This window comes from Paenibacillus riograndensis SBR5 (assembly GCF_000981585.1).
GTDB lineage: Bacteria > Bacillota > Bacilli > Paenibacillales > Paenibacillaceae > Paenibacillus_AQ > Paenibacillus_AQ riograndensis.
The window spans coordinates 6,225,814-6,242,980 of the sequence record NZ_LN831776.1; the positions used below are offsets into that span (position 1 = coordinate 6,225,814).

A 17,167-nucleotide genomic window follows, 5' to 3' on the forward strand; every position below is an offset into this window, starting at 1 on the left:
GGAGCGTCCTCGTCCTGATTGCCGCTAGAATGGAAAGGTTATGAAAGGTGGTTTAGCAATGAAGATTCTCATCGTTGGCTATTTTAACGAAACCTCAAAATCAAATATTGCAAGGTATTTTCCGCAAGACTGGAACGTTGTAGTTGTCCCGCCCGGACAAGAAATGCTGCATCATATTGAAGATTGCCAGGTAATCATCCCTGAACATATTAAAGTGGATCACAGCCTGCTTTCTATCGCAAAAAAATTAAAATTGGTACAGACGGGTGCAGGATTTGATAATGTAGATGTCCCTGCCTGTACACAGCTCGGCATTTGGGTGGCCAATGCAGCAGGAGTGAATGCACAGGCAGTGGCCGAGCACGTAATGGCACTGATATTGTCTTATTATAAAAACATACCGTTTCTTGATACATTCATGAAAAACAAGATGGATGAAAGCCAATTGGACTATACAGGGAGTGAATTAAAGGGCAAAACGATTGGGATTATCGGTTTGGGCGCTATCGGAAAAAAGGTAGCTGCGTTTTGCAGGGTTTTTGATATGAATGTGCTGGCTTATGCGAGAAATGCCGTTGTACAATCTGACGGTTTTGTGAAAATGACGGATTTCGATACGCTTTTAAGCACATCGGATATAATCAGTGTACATATACCCTTGAATCAGCAAACCAAACAGTTGATCAACAAAGCAGTATTCAAGAAAATGAAAAATTCCACTCTTTTTATCAATACAGCCCGCGGCGGGATTGTCAACGAAAGAGACTTGATTGATGCATTAAAAAACGGGGATATTTCAGGCGCATGCCTGGACGTGTTTGAATCTGAACCGCTTCCTATTGACAGTGAGCTCCGGAATCTGGGTAATGTGATACTTACTCCCCATACAGCAGGAATGCCTGATGGCCGAAAATTTCATAAAAAAAGATATGATTTCTTTATAAATAATATAAAACGTATAGAAAATGGTGAAGAGCCTGAAAGCAAGCTCAATCAGCTATTATAGTTTTGGTGCAATAAAAATGGCAGTCGACGCGCAGAAACGCTCCATACGATGAAGTCAAACAAGAACCAGAACGGCTGTGCCGTCCTCCACGGGACAGCGCAGCCGTCTTGGTTCTAGCGTTACCTGGAGAACGACTCCCCATGAATCCTACGGCAACTTTTTAAGTGGAAAAAGGTACACTAATTTGCCGAAGTACCCTACCCTCGGGCAGATAAAGTGGAAAAAGGGACACTAATTCAGCTCATTTACCCATTTTTCAAGAAAAGCAGCCCAATTAAGTTTACTTTTTCCACTTCAATCTCAAGATTACTTAATTTTCGGAAAAATAAGTTCCCTTTTTCCAACTAGTACCTGCGAAGAAGCCGGTAAAGACGGATCGCCCTATTCCTTTGCGATCGATCCGCAGCCGTTACGGACAGGAGAGCCGTTATGGATAGAAGATTCGGCTATTCCGCAGGACTACGGACTGAGATGCCTTTATTTCTCCCTTTCCCCTTTATTCCAGGCTCCATCGAACGTGATAACGGCTCCTGAGTCCGTAACTGTAGATAAAGTAAAATTTTTGGCAAAATAAGGGCTCCTCGGTCCGCATCAGTCCGCGGATGGAACCCTATCCTCCTGCATCGCGTATATTCCTGTGTGACTTCCAAGATATCCACATTTTTTCACACTGGATTACAGTTAAATAAGGGGGAAGTCAGTTCCCCCAAAACATATAAATTCTTATCTTTTAAAAAAAGCTCATGACATTGTATCTTGTACAATGTCATGAGCCTTTTGTTTGATACCGGCGAGAGGACTCGAACCTCCACGGTTTCCCACTCGATTTTGAGTCGAGCGCGTCTGCCATTCCGCCACGCCGGCAAAATTTGATAATTGAATAAAAATGGCGCGCCCTGAGAGATTCGAACTCCCGACCTTTTGATTCGTAGTCAAACGCTCTATCCAGCTGAGCTAAGGGCGCAAATTATGGAGCGGACGACGGGAATCGAACCCGCGACCCTCGCCTTGGCAAGGCGATGCTCTACCGCTGAGCCACGTCCGCACACGGTATGTATAGCAGCTGATGCTTATGCTGTAACCCTGAAGCAAATTATTGATGGCGGAACCGACGGGATACTCTTCACTTCGTTACGAGATTGCGATGTAATCCTTACGAAGTCTATGCTCCAACGAACCCTATGATGGATTCTCATCCCTGAAGCAAATTTTGATGGCGGAACCGACGGGATTCGAACCCGCGATCTCCTGCGTGACAGGCAGGCATGTTAGGCCAACTACACCACGGTTCCAAATTAAGCACTACTCTTTTTGGGGTTAAATTGCGGGGGCAGGATTTGAACCTGCGGCCTTCGGGTTATGAGCCCGACGAGCTACCGGGCTGCTCCACCCCGCGTCAGTAAAAAATATTCAATTGGAGCCTCATGGTGGAGGCTGAGGGGTTCGAACCCCCGACCCTCTGCTTGTAAGGCAGATGCTCTCCCAGCTGAGCTAAGCCTCCATGAAAGAAGCAACTTAATGATCATAGCACAGTTAGTTGACAAAAGCAAGTCGTGAAAATGTGTGTTGAATAAAATGATGACCCGTATGGGATACTCTCCACTCCGTTTCGAGATTGCGAAGTATTCCTTACGAAGCGTAAGCTTCAACGAACCCTATGGATTCTCAACCCAAAATTCGAAGATGTAATTGGTGACCCGTATGGGATTCGAACCCATGTTACCTCCGTGAAAGGGAGGTGTCTTAACCCCTTGACCAACGGGCCATAATGTAGAACTAACATTTGACAACAAAAAATATTATATCAAACAAAGAGGTATATAGCAATAGTTTCTTAAGAAAAGTTGGGAGATCTGCTTCATCTGTCAAGCAAACGAATGTGCTGATATTTCACTTTTAAGCGTTGAATAAATCTTCTCATCCTCCCTGGTGCAGCGGGCAGCAGCGAAATCTGAAGTTTGGCGGCTATGGCTTCTGCCACCTGCTCAATACTCATATTATCTGTAACCAGTTGCTCGGCAAATATAGGGTGCTGATGCCCTTTTAGGCATCTGTCGATCTGATTGGCAGCCCATGAGTGTTTTCCTTCTCCACGGCTTCTCAGCCGGGCCAGGAGCCGATCCCGCGATACATACAAGGTGTAGTGATACACCTTGATCCCGTCCTCTCTCAGTCGTCCAACGATCTCCCTAAAGTAATCAGGCTCGACAATCGTCATTGGAACAATAATGATCCCCTCAAATTCGGAGGCAATATATCGTAACATGGAATAATTAAATTCACGCCACTGAGAGTAATTTTGAAAATCATTTTTCTTCAGTGTTGAAGGTATGTTCTTCTGTATGTAGTAGCCGGCATTTTCCGGGTCGAACACAAAGGAATGTGGGATTCTGCGATTTAGCTCAAAGGCCGTTTGAGTTTTTCCCGAACCAAAAGCTCCATTTATCCAAAGAATCATGGCATCGCCTCCGAAGATTAGCCTTCTACTTACTCTCTATTCTAAAAAAACAAAATAGCTCCCTCGCCCTTCTGGTCAACATAGCTGCTTGGGGTTTCAGTTGAGTTGCTGAAGGTCCCTCCATGAACCCCTAGGCGGCTCCAAGTGGAAAAAGGTTAACTAATTCAGCTCATTTCGCCTCTCGAATAGTAATATTGCCAATTAAGATTCCTTTTTCCTCTTATTTCTCACGATTATTGATTTTTCAGAGAAATAGGTTCCCTTTTTCCAACTAGCGCTTACAAGAAAGCAGTTGAGCAAGCACCAGTTAGGAAAAGATATCTCAGCTGACGATTTCCTTCAATTCAGGCAAATTCCACTTTTTTAGAATATCATGATTTCCCACAAAACAAAAAAGCCACTGTTGATTATTCAACAATGGCTTCATGTGCTTGGCGGCGTCCTACTCTCCCAGGACCCTTCGGTCCAAGTACCATCGGCGCTGGAGGGCTTAACGGTCGTGTTCGGGATGGGTACGTGTGGAACCCCTCCGCTATCGCCACCAAACGGGCACTTGCGGTGCAAATGCATAATTCAGGTCTCAGCATCGCCAAATGCTGAAAGCAAATGTCACATCATGCGGCCACTTGGACCTCATGACTTCCAATTTGATTCCTGAAAACTGAATCCGAAACGAAATCTACATTTTAGTTTTTTTGGATAAGCCCTCGACCGATTAGTATTGGTCAGCTCCATGCATTGCTGCACTTCCACCTCCAACCTATCTACCTCGTCGTCTTCAAGGGGTCTTACATGCTGGGAAATCTCATCTTGAGGGGGGCTTCACGCTTAGATGCTTTCAGCGCTTATCCCGTCCGTACGTAGCTACCCAGCCATGCTCCTGGCGGAACAACTGGTGCACCAGCGGTACGTCCATCCCGGTCCTCTCGTACTAAGGACAGCTCCTCTCAAATTTCCTGCGCCCACGACAGATAGGGACCGAACTGTCTCACGACGTTCTGAACCCAGCTCGCGTACCGCTTTAATGGGCGAACAGCCCAACCCTTGGGACCTACTTCAGCCCCAGGATGCGATGAGCCGACATCGAGGTGCCAAACCTCCCCGTCGATGTGGACTCTTGGGGGAGATAAGCCTGTTATCCCCAGGGTAGCTTTTATCCGTTGAGCGATGGCCCTTCCATGCGGTACCACCGGATCACTAAGTCCGACTTTCGTCCCTGCTCGACTTGTAGGTCTCGCAGTCAAGCTCCCTTCTGCCTTTGCACTCTTCGAATGATTTCCAACCATTCTGAGGGAACCTTTGAACGCCTCCGTTACTCTTTAGGAGGCGACCGCCCCAGTCAAACTGCCCGCCTGACACGGTCCCCGTACCCGTTTAGGGTACCAGGTTAGAACCTAGATACGATCAGGGTGGTATCCCAACGGCGCCTCCACCGAAGCTTGCGCTCCGGCTTCTACGGCTCCCACCTATCCTGTACAGATCGTACCCAAATTCAATATCAAGCTGCAGTAAAGCTCCATGGGGTCTTTCCGTCTTGTCGCGGGTAACCTGCATCTTCACAGGTATTAAAATTTCACCGGATCTCTCGTTGAGACAGCGCCCAAGTCGTTACGCCATTCGTGCGGGTCAGAATTTACCTGACAAGGAATTTCGCTACCTTAGGACCGTTATAGTTACGGCCGCCGTTTACTGGGGCTTCGGTTCACAGCTTCGGAGTTGCCTCCTAACCGCTCCCCTTAACCTTCCAGCACCGGGCAGGCGTCAGCCCGTATACTTCGCCTTGCGGCTTCGCACAGACCTGTGTTTTTGCTAAACAGTCGCTTGGGCCTTTTCACTGCGGCCCCCTCGGGCTATTCACCCTACCGAGGCACCCCTTCTCCCGAAGTTACGGGGTCATTTTGCCGAGTTCCTTAACGAGAGTTCTTCCGCGCGCCTTAGAATTCTCTTCTCGCCTACCTGTGTCGGTTTGCGGTACGGGCACCTTCTCCTGGCTAGAGGCTTTTCTTGGCAGTGTGAGATCATGACCTTCGCTACTGTAATTTTCGCTCCCCATCACAGCCCAGCCTTACGGTGTGCGGATTTGCCTACACACCAGCCTCACTGCTTGGACGGACATCCATCAGTCCGCGTCACTACCCTCCTGCGTCACCCCATCGCTCGTAGCGGATTACGGTGGTACAGTAATTTCAAACTGTTGTCCTTCGACTACGCCTGTCGGCCTCGCCTTAGGTCCCGACTTACCCTGAGCGGACGAGCCTTCCTCAGGAAACCTTGGGCTTTCGGCGGATCAGATTCTCACTGATCTTTTCGTTACTCATACCGGCATTCTCACTTGTATGCAGTCCAGCGCTCCTTCCGGTACACCTTCAATCTACATACAACGCTCCCCTACCCCTGATGCAAAGCATCAAGCCATAGCTTCGGTGGTGTGTTTAGCCCCGTTACATTTTCGGCGCAGAGTCACTCGACCAGTGAGCTATTACGCACTCTTTCAATGGTGGCTGCTTCTAAGCCAACATCCTGGTTGTCTGTGCAACTCCACATCCTTTCCCACTTAACACACACTTGGGGACCTTAGCTGATGGTCTGGGCTGTTTCCCTTTTGACAATGGATCTTAGCACTCACTGTCTGACTCCCGGCAAGAAGTCCATGGCATTCGGAGTTTGACTGAGCTTGGTAACCCTTGCGGGCCCCGCACCCAATCAGTGCTCTACCTCCACGACTCCATTCACCGAGGCTAGCCCTAAAGCTATTTCGGGGAGAACCAGCTATCTCCGAGTTCGATTGGAATTTCTCCGCTACCCCCACCTCATCCCCGCACTTTTCAACGTACGTGGGTTCGGGCCTCCAGTGCGTGTTACCGCACCTTCACCCTGGACAGGGGTAGATCACACGGTTTCGGGTCTACGTCCACATACTCAGTCGCCCTATTCAGACTCGCTTTCGCTGCGGCTCCGGCTTCTCACCTTAACCTTGCATGTTAAACGTAACTCGCCGGTTCATTCTACAAAAGGCACGCCATCACCCCTAAAATGGGCTCTGACTTCTTGTAAGCACACGGTTTCAGGTTCTCTTTCACTCCCCTTCCGGGGTGCTTTTCACCTTTCCCTCACGGTACTGTTTCACTATCGGTCGCCAGGTAGTATTTAGCCTTAGCAGATGGTCCTGCCGGATTCATACGGGGTTTCACGTGCCCCGCACTACTCGGGATCCGTCTCGGAGGGGTTAAACTTTTGGCTACAGGGCTTTTACCTCTATCGCGGGCCTTTCCAGACCTCTTCGCCTAACCTAACCTTTTGTAACTCCATGTGAGACGTCCCACAACCCCAAGGAGCAAGCTCCTTGGTTTAGGCTGTTCCGCGTTCGCTCGCCGCTACTGACGGAATCACTATTGTTTTCTCTTCCTCAGGGTACTTAGATGTTTCAGTTCCCCTGGTCTGCCTCTTCACACCCTATGTATTCAGGTATGAGTGACTGCGAATTACCACAGCCGGGTTTCCCCATTCGGACACCCCCGGATCAAAGCTTGCTTACAGCTCCCCGAGGCAGTTTCGTTGTTCGCCACGTCCTTCGTCGGCTCCTGGCGCCTAGGCATCCTCCGTGTGCTCTTATTAGCTTAACCATCGCGTAGATCGTTTCGCTTGTTCGCTCCGCTTGAGTGTAGGTCCTGTTCACTGCTTACGCAATTCACAAGGGGATCTCCACTCAAAAGTCGCTGCACAATCGAAAATCTTCGCTCAGCATACTAATAACTATTTCAACTTGTTCACACAAGTTTCAGCTAAAAGATGTTCTAAAACGCATTTTCGTTTCGGTATCCAGTTTTCAAGGATCAAGAGTGTTACTGAGAGTTCAAACTCTCAAAACTGAGCAACGAGTGAGTGTTCGAACCCAAGGGTTCTAATGGAAGCTTACACTTCCGATTTGAATGTTCTCATTGCAGAGAACGATTCTCCATAGAAAGGAGGTGATCCAGCCGCACCTTCCGATACGGCTACCTTGTTACGACTTCACCCCAATCATCTACCCCACCTTCGGCGGCTGGCCCCCTTGCGGGTTACCCCACCGACTTCGGGTGTTGTAAACTCTCGTGGTGTGACGGGCGGTGTGTACAAGACCCGGGAACGTATTCACCGCGGCATGCTGATCCGCGATTACTAGCAATTCCGACTTCATGCAGGCGAGTTGCAGCCTGCAATCCGAACTGAGACCGGCTTTGCTGGGATTGGCTCCACCTCGCGGCTTCGCTTCCCGTTGTACCGGCCATTGTAGTACGTGTGTAGCCCAGGTCATAAGGGGCATGATGATTTGACGTCATCCCCACCTTCCTCCGGTTTGTCACCGGCAGTCACTCTAGAGTGCCCAGCCTTACCTGCTGGCAACTAAAGTCAAGGGTTGCGCTCGTTGCGGGACTTAACCCAACATCTCACGACACGAGCTGACGACAACCATGCACCACCTGTCTCAACTTTCCCCGAAGGGCACCTAATGCATCTCTGCTTCGTTAGTTGGATGTCAAGACCTGGTAAGGTTCTTCGCGTTGCTTCGAATTAAACCACATACTCCACTGCTTGTGCGGGTCCCCGTCAATTCCTTTGAGTTTCAGTCTTGCGACCGTACTCCCCAGGCGGAGTGCTTACTGTGTTAACTTCGGCACCAAGGGTATCGAAACCCCTAACACCTAGCACTCATCGTTTACGGCGTGGACTACCAGGGTATCTAATCCTGTTTGCTCCCCACGCTTTCGCGCCTCAGCGTCAGTTACAGCCCAGAAAGTCGCCTTCGCCACTGGTGTTCCTCCACATCTCTACGCATTTCACCGCTACACGTGGAATTCCACTTTCCTCTTCTGTACTCAAGCTGCCCAGTTTCCAGTGCGACCCCAGGTTGAGCCCAAGGTTTAAACACCAGACTTAAGCAGCCGCCTGCGCGCGCTTTACGCCCAATAATTCCGGACAACGCTTGCCCCCTACGTATTACCGCGGCTGCTGGCACGTAGTTAGCCGGGGCTTTCTTCTCAGGTACCGTCACTCCGGTAGCAGTTACTCTACCGGACGTTCTTCCCTGGCAACAGAGCTTTACGATCCGAAAACCTTCATCACTCACGCGGCGTTGCTCCGTCAGGCTTTCGCCCATTGCGGAAGATTCCCTACTGCTGCCTCCCGTAGGAGTCTGGGCCGTGTCTCAGTCCCAGTGTGGCCGTTCACCCTCTCAGGTCGGCTACGCATCGTCGCCTTGGTAGGCCGTTACCCCACCAACTAGCTAATGCGCCGCAGGCCCATCCTCTAGCAGCAGATTGCTCCGCCTTTCATCCTTATCCCAGGTGGGTCAAGGAATTATCCGGTATTAGCTACCGTTTCCGGTAGTTATCCCAGTCTAGAGGGTAGGTTGCCTACGTGTTACTCACCCGTCCGCCGCTAAGCTTATCCCGAAGGATAAACTCCGCTCGACTTGCATGTATTAGGCACGCCGCCAGCGTTCGTCCTGAGCCAGGATCAAACTCTCCAATTGGTATTGAAAAAAGCGATAGCTCATTTTGAAACATCTGACGAGAATTTGCATTCTCTGATGAAATTTCTAAAGCGTGAAACACGCTGTGAAACTCATCTGTTTTGGATCTCACTTGCATGAAATCCCACTCACTCGTTGTTCAGTTTTCAAAGATCAAACTCGTTGTCGGCGATGATTATCTCGTCACCAGCAACTTTTATAATATACCATGTTTATCGATCAATCGCAACTTTTTTTTCAAAACAAGTTAGCTCATTAACCAAATATCCATGATTCCCATCCACAAACTTTCACATAACGTTTGCGACCGGATTTATAATATAACACGTATCTTCCGATAAATACAACCTCAAATATTACCAATTATGAACTGAGCCATATGCCCTCTTAAGTTTTGCATGACCATTTACCCACCAATAATTACAAGAAGCATGCAGCACTGCATTGTACTAATGCAGTCACTACATGCTTGATGAGCCTAGCTTATAAATAATTCAGTTCGAAATCCATGGATTTTTGCTTTTTTTCGTTTTGTTTTTACGGGTATTCTGGCTGGTGCGCTGTTTGGCAGAACTTTTGCTGCTGGTGTTGGCGGGCAGACCTGATGTCTTAACTTTTTCTGCAGGCGGTTTGGTGCTGTCTTTACTGCTCACCGCAGGTTCAGAACGTTCTGCCACTGCCACTGGAGTTGTCTCCTGCTGAAAAAATTCAGGCTCCTGAATTTCAGGCACCCTGTTATGCGCATGATTCTCCATTCCCGGGTACACCGGATACGCCGGAATACTGGAAACCATAGGTGCTGCGAATGTACTTGGCGCCACTGAATACGCCTGCGGACTCATATCTATTCCGTATGGAGAGCTCAATCCTGGCATGGGCTGCATATAACCGGGGTAATTGTTAAACATGGGCTGCTCATAGGAATACGGTTGAACTGATTGTACCGGCATCTCTGCACCGCAACCGCATGATGGCCATGGCAGATTCATGGACGGTTCGCTGTACTGAGGCATAACATATGATGAATTTTCACTGACAGGACTGATGTTTTCATAAGCCGGCGCTGTGTTCGGGTACCAGGCTCCAGGGAACTCCGTTGCCGAATACAGGCCATATGGGGAAGGATAATCCTGCATATAGCTCGCCGGCTGGACAAAGCCCGGGGCCGGGTTCATTCCCATTACAGCCATGGGTTCATAGTACGGATATGCCGTTGGAGAATCCATGAAATATGGATTTGTGCTTAAGCCCGGGTAGCCGAATGAATTGTCACAGGACGACTGCTTATTAGCTGGCTCGACCCCTGATTTGGATTTTCCCTGGGGAGGCATCTCATAGGTCATCGCTTCCTGAGCCGGAACTGAGATTTGTACAAACAAACTCTGGGATTCATGAATCATTTCATGAACTGGCAACACTTCCGGTGCTTTGTTCGCGACAGGTGACACTTCCGGTACTTTGTTCACGACAGGTGACACTTCCGGTACTTTGTTCACGACAGGTGACACTTCCGGTACTTTGTTCACGACAGGTGATACTTCCGGTACTTTGTTCACGATAGGCGACACTTCCGGTACTTTGTTCACGACAGGTGACACTTCCGGTACTTTGTTCACGACAGGTGACACTTCCGGTACTTTGTTCACGACAGGTGATACTTCCGGTTCTTTGTTAATTATAGGAGCTACTTCAGGCTCTTTGTTTGGAGCAGGCGCCGGCAGATTGGTTGTAACGGGTGATACCTCAGCAGGCGGCTGCTCTTTGACTCCGGTATAATCTTTAGCACCCAGCTTTGTTTTGTCAATGATAGCATTGGCTGCGGATTGGGGCTCAACAGCAACAGGATCTCCCTTTTTGGGGATATTGACAGTTTCACCAACCAAGAGGGCATTTGGATTCTTTAAATGTGTATTGGCATCAATCATATCCTTCAGTTTAATTCCCCATGCTTTGGACAGCTTCCACAAGGTATCGCCTTGCTTGACAGTATGTTTGTAATAGACCTCATTATTCTCCGGAACGGGTACCGTAGCCGTAGGGATTTTCACCTTATCCCCAACGGCAAGCACATCAGGATTGCTGATCTGCGGGTTAGCCTCGATGATTTTTTGCAGCGGCACCCCGTACTTTTGCGATAAGGCATACAGCGTATCGCCTGATTTGACCATGTGTATTTTCACGCAGCAATAACCTCCTAAAAGTTTTGTTAGTGAGCCTCAAAGCTTGCTTCGAAAGCATACGCCAGTGGTGTAGGCTTATACTTTTGTAAACGGCGTTGTACTAAAATTGGGTAGAAGCATAGGCTTAAATCCCCTGAAGCCATGCATCCTGTACAGCTATGCTGCAAACTCCGGTGCCGAAAGCTTCCTCAGGTTATCCTGCTTCCAGCATCTTGATATGCGGTACAGCCGCCTCCTTCGTTACTACATCTTATGCAGGCTATGGGCGATTGACATCCCTCAAACAAAAAAAATCCTCTCATGCATAGCATGAAAGGATTTGTGCTTGTAAACCTGAGCTTGTCTCATAGTCCAGGATCATTCCCAAACTTTATAGCCGTCCTTATCTACAACATTGCGGAACTCTTCAAGCAGCTGCAGCGTAATAGGGCCTGCATGCCCTGCACCGATAACGCGGCCGTCGATTTCCCGTGCCGCAATCACTTCGGCAGCTGTGCCGGTGAAGAAAACCTCATCTGCAATATACACGTCATGCATAGTAAACGGCTCTTCTTTCAGAGTCAGTCCCAGCTTGCCGCATAGCTCGATGATTGCCAGACGAGTAATACCTTCCAGTGCGCCCAGGTAGCACGGCGGCGTGTAGACTATGCCTCTTTTGACAATAAAAATATTATCTCCTGAACCCTCGGTTACATACCCCTGGGCATTCATCATGATCGCTTCGTCGGCTTCCGCCAGATTGGACTGGATTTTGACGAGGATGTTGTTGAGATAGTTCAGTGATTTGATCTTAGGGTTGAGCGCATCCGGAATATTGCGGCGCTGGGAGACGGAAACTGCACGAAGTCCGTTCAGATAGGCCTGCTCCGGATAAATGGCCAGCTGTTCAACAATAATGATGACACTGGCTTTGGGACAGCGGCGTGGGTCCAGACCCAAATTGCCGGGGCCGCGGGAAACAATCAGGCGGATATATCCATTGCGCATGTCATTGAGACGTATCGTTTCAGCCATAGCTTCCAGCATTTCGTCATAAGTCAGCGGGATATCCAGCATAATGGACTTGGCTGAATCATAGAGTCTGTCCAGATGCTCCTTGCATTTAAAAATATTGCCGTTGTAGATACGGATGCCTTCGAATATACCGTCTCCGTATAGAAATCCGTGATCAAACACGGATACCTTTGCATTTTCCTTCGTTACGTGTTGTCCATCCAGATAGATCCATTGCTCAGCCATGAATTTACTGCACCTCCGCTTTCTCTTCCTCATAGGTGTATGTGGGATACGAGCCCAGAATCCGCACCTGGCAGCCCAAGGCATTGATCTCTTCAATCGCCGCAGGCAGCAGGACCGATTCGATCGGTTCCATCACATCAATATAAAAATAATAAGTACCTAATTTCTTCTTGGTCGGCCGTGACTCTATACGTGATAAATTCAGCCGCCGCCAAGCAAATGCAGCCAGCACCTGATGGAGTGCTCCGGGAAAATCCTCCGGCAGGGTCACCAGGATGCTAGTCTTGTCACCGCTGCTCTTCCGGGGAAGCTCCAGCTTCTGATGGCCAACAAGCACAAACCGCGTGTAATTGTTATTATGATCTGTTACCTGCCGTTCTACAACCTCAAGCCCATGCGTAGCCGCACCAAGAGCTGTGCCGATCGCAGCCCAGCCTTTGCCGGGATTGTTCGAAACAATCTCCACGGCTTCAGATGTGCTTCCGACGGACTCCAGTTCGGCCCAGGGAGCGTGATCGCGGATAAATTGCAGGCATTGCGCCATGGCAACGGGATGAGAAAGGATTTTGACCACTTTACTGTAATCCTTATGGCCCTCAGCATCCACAAATTCCTGGGGATTACTGATAAGATTCTGTATAGAAGGGAAAATCCACTCCGCCTGCATAGGCAGGTTCACTTCATTGATGAGCCAGTCTATATGCAGACTTACCGAACCTTCAATAGTATTCTCAATCGGAATCACGCTGTAGTCCGTCGCTCCATTGGCCGTAGCCAGAAAAACATTGGAGATTAGCTTATGATGCTCAATATTTACAGGCTCATCACCGAATAAATGCAGCAGCGCTTCATGCGACACCGAGCCCTGCGGCAACACTGCTATTGATTTCATAACTGTTTTTCTCCTTTTATCATATCCAAAAATGATCTGTTTTGCATCTGGTTTGGTTCAATCTGTTCTACGGCCACACCGGATGAACTAGGCGGCAGCCAGCAGGTCCGCGCAGGGATACCATGCTCCTCCATCGTTTGCTTCAGAAAAAGCTCCAGCTCCGGCTTGCGGCTCTCCTGCCGGTCAACCATACATAGCAGCGTTGGCCCGGCACCGCTCAGCGCAATGCCCAGTGCTCCATGCCCTGTCGCCTCGGCCAGCAGCTTCTCCATCCCGGGCACTAATGGCGCCCGGTAAGGCTGATGCAAGCGGTCCTGCATGGCGCGGCCGATCAGATCAAGCCGGCCTGCCGCCAGGGCAGCCGTTAACAGCGAGGTCCGGCTGATATTATGAACAGCATCCCCCACCGTGATCTGAGATGGAAGCACCCCGCGGGCTTTGGTGGTCGAAAGCTCGAAGTCAGGTATAACTACAAGAATCTCAAGCGCCTCGGGAGGCTCAATCCGGATGTAATCCGCATGTTCACCGTCCCACACGGCTGTGATGATGCCGCCAAAGAGCGAGGCGCCCACATTATCCGGATGCTTTTCCAAGGCTGTGGCCATATCGAACAGTTTGGCGTTACTCAAGGGGGAACCAATCATGGCATTGGCCGCCGCCATTCCGCCGACAATCGCTGAAGCGCTGCTGCCCAGTCCGCGGGTAAGCGGGATATCCGAGTACATGGTGATGGAAAGCTCCGGAACGGCTACCCCGGCTTCCGAAAAAACCATTTGTGCCACCTGATAAAGCAAATTGCTTTTATCCTTGGCCACACCTGCCATCTCGTCTCCGTAAAGATGAAATTCGGTCTCTGCAGATTCCTCCATTTCAATCCAGGCATATAATGAAAGCGCCATGCCCAGCGTATCAAATCCCGGCCCCAGATTAGCAGTGCTGGCGGGTACTTTAACTCTAGACCTTCCGTACATACTCATAGCTGGTAAATCTCCTTCATTATTTTTGCGTCTAGCTGTCAGCACGAATTCAAGGTTTAGCCTTCTACCCGATAGTGGCTCTTAATCCGGTGAATGACCTTAAGCTGCTCCAGATGCCGCATTACTTTATTCATACTCGCCTTGCTGGCATTGTGCGTCACAATAATAATCTCCGCATCCGGATTACTCGGATTGGCTTGCTGCACCACCGAATCAAGACTGACATCATACTCCGCGAATACCTGTGTAATTTTAGCCAGTACACCGGCCTTGTCATCTACATGCAGCAGCAGAAAATTCTTATAGAAGATGTCTTCGTCACTCTTGAGCTTCTTCTGTTTGTACGGCACAATCTGCTTCAGCCCGTTAACGCCCAGCTTCAGGTTCTTAATAACGGCGACCAGATCCGCTACGATGGATGTAGCTGTAGGCATAGCGCCTGCTCCTGCACCGTAAAACATCGTTTCTCCAACAGCCTGACCGTATACATATACCGCATTATATACGCCGTTGACGGAAGCGATCGGGTGACCGGTCCGGATCATTGTCGGCTGCACGCTGATGCTGAATTCATCCTCATGACTCTCGGCAATGCCCAGCAGCTTCATTTCGTACCCCAGCCTTTTGGCAAAAGCGATATCCTCCTTGCTCACTCCGGAAATGCCGCTGACACTGACATCACTCAGCTCCACATTGGTCCGGAAGCCAAGTGTGCCAAGAATAGCCATTTTGCGTGCAGCATCCAGGCCTTCGACGTCGGAGGTCGGGTCCGATTCAGCATATCCGAGTTCTTGTGCTTCCTTCAGCACATCATGGTAGGACGCGCCTTCCTGGCTCATTTTGCTCAGTATGTAATTGGTAGTCCCGTTTACGATGCCCATAATCTTCACGATTTTATCAGAGGAAAAGCCCTCGATAAGCGTGCGGATAATCGGAATGCCTCCGGCCACACTGGCCTCATAAAACACATCGCATTGCTTCTCCTGCGCCTTCGCAAGAATCTCCGAGCCATGCAGCGCCATCAGGTCCTTGTTGGCCGTCACGATATGCTTGCCGCGTTCCAGCGCCTCCAGAATGTATTCCTTCGTTCCCGCGATTCCCCCCATCACTTCCACGATGACGTCAATCTCCGGGTCACGGATAACGTCCCAGGGATCATCGGTGATAGCAGCCGCATCCACTTCGATATCCCGGGGTTTGTCAGTATTCTTAACGGCAATGCGCTCAATGAGAATCGGAGAGCCCACCTGGCTGCTCAGATCCTCCTGATTCCCTTCCACGATACGGACTACACCCGTACCCACTGTTCCCAGACCCAGCAACCCCACTTTGACCGGCTTCATTTGAATCCTCCTAAAAGTTTTGTGAGCATGACTTCCCTGAATTGCTTCGAACAAAACTACATCGAAAGCATAAACTTAAGTTGTGTGAGCACACTACTTGAAATGACTTTGAAAGTATACACCTGAGTTTCATGAAACGGCATTACCCCTGCCCGATAATCAAAGCCCGCTTCACTCCGGGTATTGCCTTCAGGCTGTCCAGCATGTCGCCTAATTCTTCGTTCAAATGCGAAATTTCCACAGAGATAACCACATTGGCCCGCCCCTGCAAGGGAATACTCTGGTGAATCGTCAGCACATTGGCGCCATGAACAGCAACTGACCCCAACACCTTGGACAGCATACCCGATTCATGCTCCAGATCAATGGAGATCGTAACAATACGCTCCCGTTCCAGCTGATGGATTAAATGAATGCCATCCTTATATTTATAAAATGCACTGCGGCTAAGCCCAACCTGTTCTACACCCTCATGTACCGTCTTGGCATCACCTGCCTCAAGCAGCTGTTTGACCTGCATGGTCTTTAGCACAGCGTCAGGCAATATGTCCTCACGGACCAAATAATAGCGTTCTTTCACGAACGTCCTCACCCCAAAGACTTTTGTGTTTAGATAGTGGACATTATACGGGATGACCGCTGTAGATTGCAATAACTTTTCATTTAAAAGCCGCCAAAGCCGTATCTCAACCCGTTTACATCCGTTCCTCATGCTGCAAGCTGAATAGATGACGTTGTGTATAGAAGCAGCAAAACCCCCGGATATCCGGGGGCAATTCCTTTAATACACCATTATCTGCTCAGCTATAAGCTATTGTTGTTCCACAGTAATCGCAATTCTTCGACTGGCCGGGCGAAACGGTATTTTGCGCTCCACAGCCCGGGCAGCGGACAGATTTAGGCAATTGCGTTGGTGCCGGTGCTGCTGCCGGCTGTGGAACAGGCTGTGCCTGCCCGCCGCTTGAACCCGGGAGCGAAGATAAGCCTTCCTGAAAAAGCTCCTGAGGTGCTGCAGCGGTACGCCCCTCATTTATAACCAGATCAGCAGATAACACCCCGTGACTTTGGAGATACAGGAGATCCCGCCGCACATCACTTTCACTTTGCCCGGTTTGTTCGGAAAGATTGCCGATGTAGCGTATGCCGCCAGTATTGATCAGCTGCACATAGGCTTGGGCCAGCTGTGAAAATTTGAATCTGGCCTTAGCCGCACTGGCAGCGAAGCCGGAAGCAGGCAGCAGCAGAAGCACCGTAAACAATATCAGCATTGTAATCAAGGTAACTGTATCGATGGGCGCTGAAGTCACCATATAGATCACAAATACCATCATCTGCATAAAACCGCCCACGAAAACGTGGTACAGCAGGCTGATATTGGCCGGCTTACGGTAGTTTTTGAAATGGCTGCCCGCAAAGCGTACCAAGGCAAGAATCAGCCCCAGCGGCATAAAAAGATAACCTATAATGATAATCACATAATCAAACACCGGCCGGTCATATTTAGGCAAGCGGAGCGTGTTCTGGCCCTCTTGCCCGGTCAACATATTCATGAACTGCAAT

General features: G+C 49.5%; 9 protein-coding genes, 7 tRNA genes and 3 rRNA genes. 1 reads left to right on the forward strand and 18 read right to left on the reverse strand.

The features are described 5' to 3' along the window. The first annotated feature begins 58 nt into the window (after positions 1-58). Positions 59-1,006 (forward strand): NAD(P)-dependent oxidoreductase, encoded by a 948-nt coding sequence (locus PRIO_RS26330; RefSeq protein ID WP_020426649.1) that lies wholly within the window; start codon positions 59-61, stop codon positions 1,004-1,006. Between the two features lie 785 nt (positions 1,007-1,791). On the opposite strand, the gene PRIO_RS26335 is transcribed toward PRIO_RS26330, so the two are convergent. The 18 genes from PRIO_RS26335 to PRIO_RS26420 all read right to left on the reverse strand — a co-directional run bounded on the left by PRIO_RS26335 (position 1,792) and on the right by PRIO_RS26420 (position 17,157). Continuing rightward, a tRNA-Leu gene (locus PRIO_RS26335) sits at positions 1,792-1,870 on the reverse strand. Between the two features lie 23 nt (positions 1,871-1,893). Then, positions 1,894-1,970: transfer RNA gene (locus PRIO_RS26340), tRNA-Arg, on the reverse strand. A gap of 6 nt (positions 1,971-1,976) precedes the next feature. Beyond that, positions 1,977-2,051, reverse strand: a tRNA-Gly gene (locus PRIO_RS26345). Between the two features lie 169 nt (positions 2,052-2,220). After that, a tRNA-Asp gene (locus PRIO_RS26350) sits at positions 2,221-2,298 on the reverse strand. A 30-nt stretch (positions 2,299-2,328) separates the two neighbouring features. Continuing rightward, a tRNA-Met gene (locus PRIO_RS26355) sits at positions 2,329-2,402 on the reverse strand. Positions 2,403-2,431: 29 nt separating this feature from the next. After that, positions 2,432-2,507 (reverse strand) — tRNA-Val (locus PRIO_RS26360). A gap of 189 nt (positions 2,508-2,696) precedes the next feature. Further along, positions 2,697-2,771 (reverse strand) — tRNA-Glu (locus PRIO_RS26365). A gap of 93 nt (positions 2,772-2,864) precedes the next feature. Beyond that, the gene (locus tag PRIO_RS26370) at positions 2,865-3,464 is read right to left on the reverse strand and encodes an AAA family ATPase (protein WP_020427265.1); all 600 of its coding nucleotides are present in this window, start codon (positions 3,462-3,464) and stop codon (positions 2,865-2,867) included. Positions 3,465-3,893: 429 nt separating this feature from the next. Next, positions 3,894-4,010: ribosomal RNA gene (rrf, locus tag PRIO_RS26375) — 5S ribosomal RNA — on the reverse strand. A gap of 149 nt (positions 4,011-4,159) precedes the next feature. Next, positions 4,160-7,087, reverse strand: a 23S ribosomal RNA gene (locus tag PRIO_RS26380). Between the two features lie 338 nt (positions 7,088-7,425). Further along, a 16S ribosomal RNA gene (locus PRIO_RS26385) occupies positions 7,426-8,976 on the reverse strand. The 16S, 23S and 5S rRNA genes sit together here, the layout of an rRNA operon. Before the next feature lie 494 nt (positions 8,977-9,470). After that, the gene (locus PRIO_RS36460) at positions 9,471-11,156 is read right to left on the reverse strand and encodes a LysM peptidoglycan-binding domain-containing protein (RefSeq protein ID WP_197545365.1); all 1,686 of its coding nucleotides are present in this window, start codon (positions 11,154-11,156) and stop codon (positions 9,471-9,473) included. 357 nt (positions 11,157-11,513) lie between these two features. Next, a complete protein-coding gene (ilvE, locus tag PRIO_RS26395) occupies positions 11,514-12,395 on the reverse strand; it encodes a branched-chain-amino-acid transaminase (protein ID WP_020429264.1) in 882 nt (293 codons plus the stop codon). A 4-nt stretch (positions 12,396-12,399) separates the two neighbouring features. Continuing rightward, positions 12,400-13,287, reverse strand: a complete 888-nt coding sequence (gene pheA, locus PRIO_RS26400; RefSeq protein WP_020429266.1) for a prephenate dehydratase — start codon at positions 13,285-13,287, stop codon at positions 12,400-12,402. Continuing rightward, on the reverse strand, positions 13,284-14,264 hold the full coding sequence (gene thrB, locus PRIO_RS26405) for a homoserine kinase (RefSeq protein WP_020429268.1): 981 nt from the start codon (positions 14,262-14,264) through the stop codon (positions 13,284-13,286). Before thrB ends, pheA begins: the two co-directional genes overlap by 4 nt. Before the next feature lie 56 nt (positions 14,265-14,320). Next, positions 14,321-15,607: a homoserine dehydrogenase gene (locus tag PRIO_RS26410; RefSeq protein ID WP_020429270.1), complete on the reverse strand. Its 1,287-nt coding sequence runs from the start codon at positions 15,605-15,607 to the stop codon at positions 14,321-14,323. A 142-nt stretch (positions 15,608-15,749) separates the two neighbouring features. Continuing rightward, positions 15,750-16,187, reverse strand: a complete 438-nt coding sequence (locus PRIO_RS26415) for an ACT domain-containing protein (RefSeq protein WP_020429271.1) — start codon at positions 16,185-16,187, stop codon at positions 15,750-15,752. A gap of 220 nt (positions 16,188-16,407) precedes the next feature. Further along, positions 16,408-17,157 (reverse strand): hypothetical protein, encoded by a 750-nt coding sequence (locus PRIO_RS26420; RefSeq protein ID WP_020429273.1) that lies wholly within the window; start codon positions 17,155-17,157, stop codon positions 16,408-16,410. Positions 17,158-17,167 lie beyond the last annotated feature (10 nt).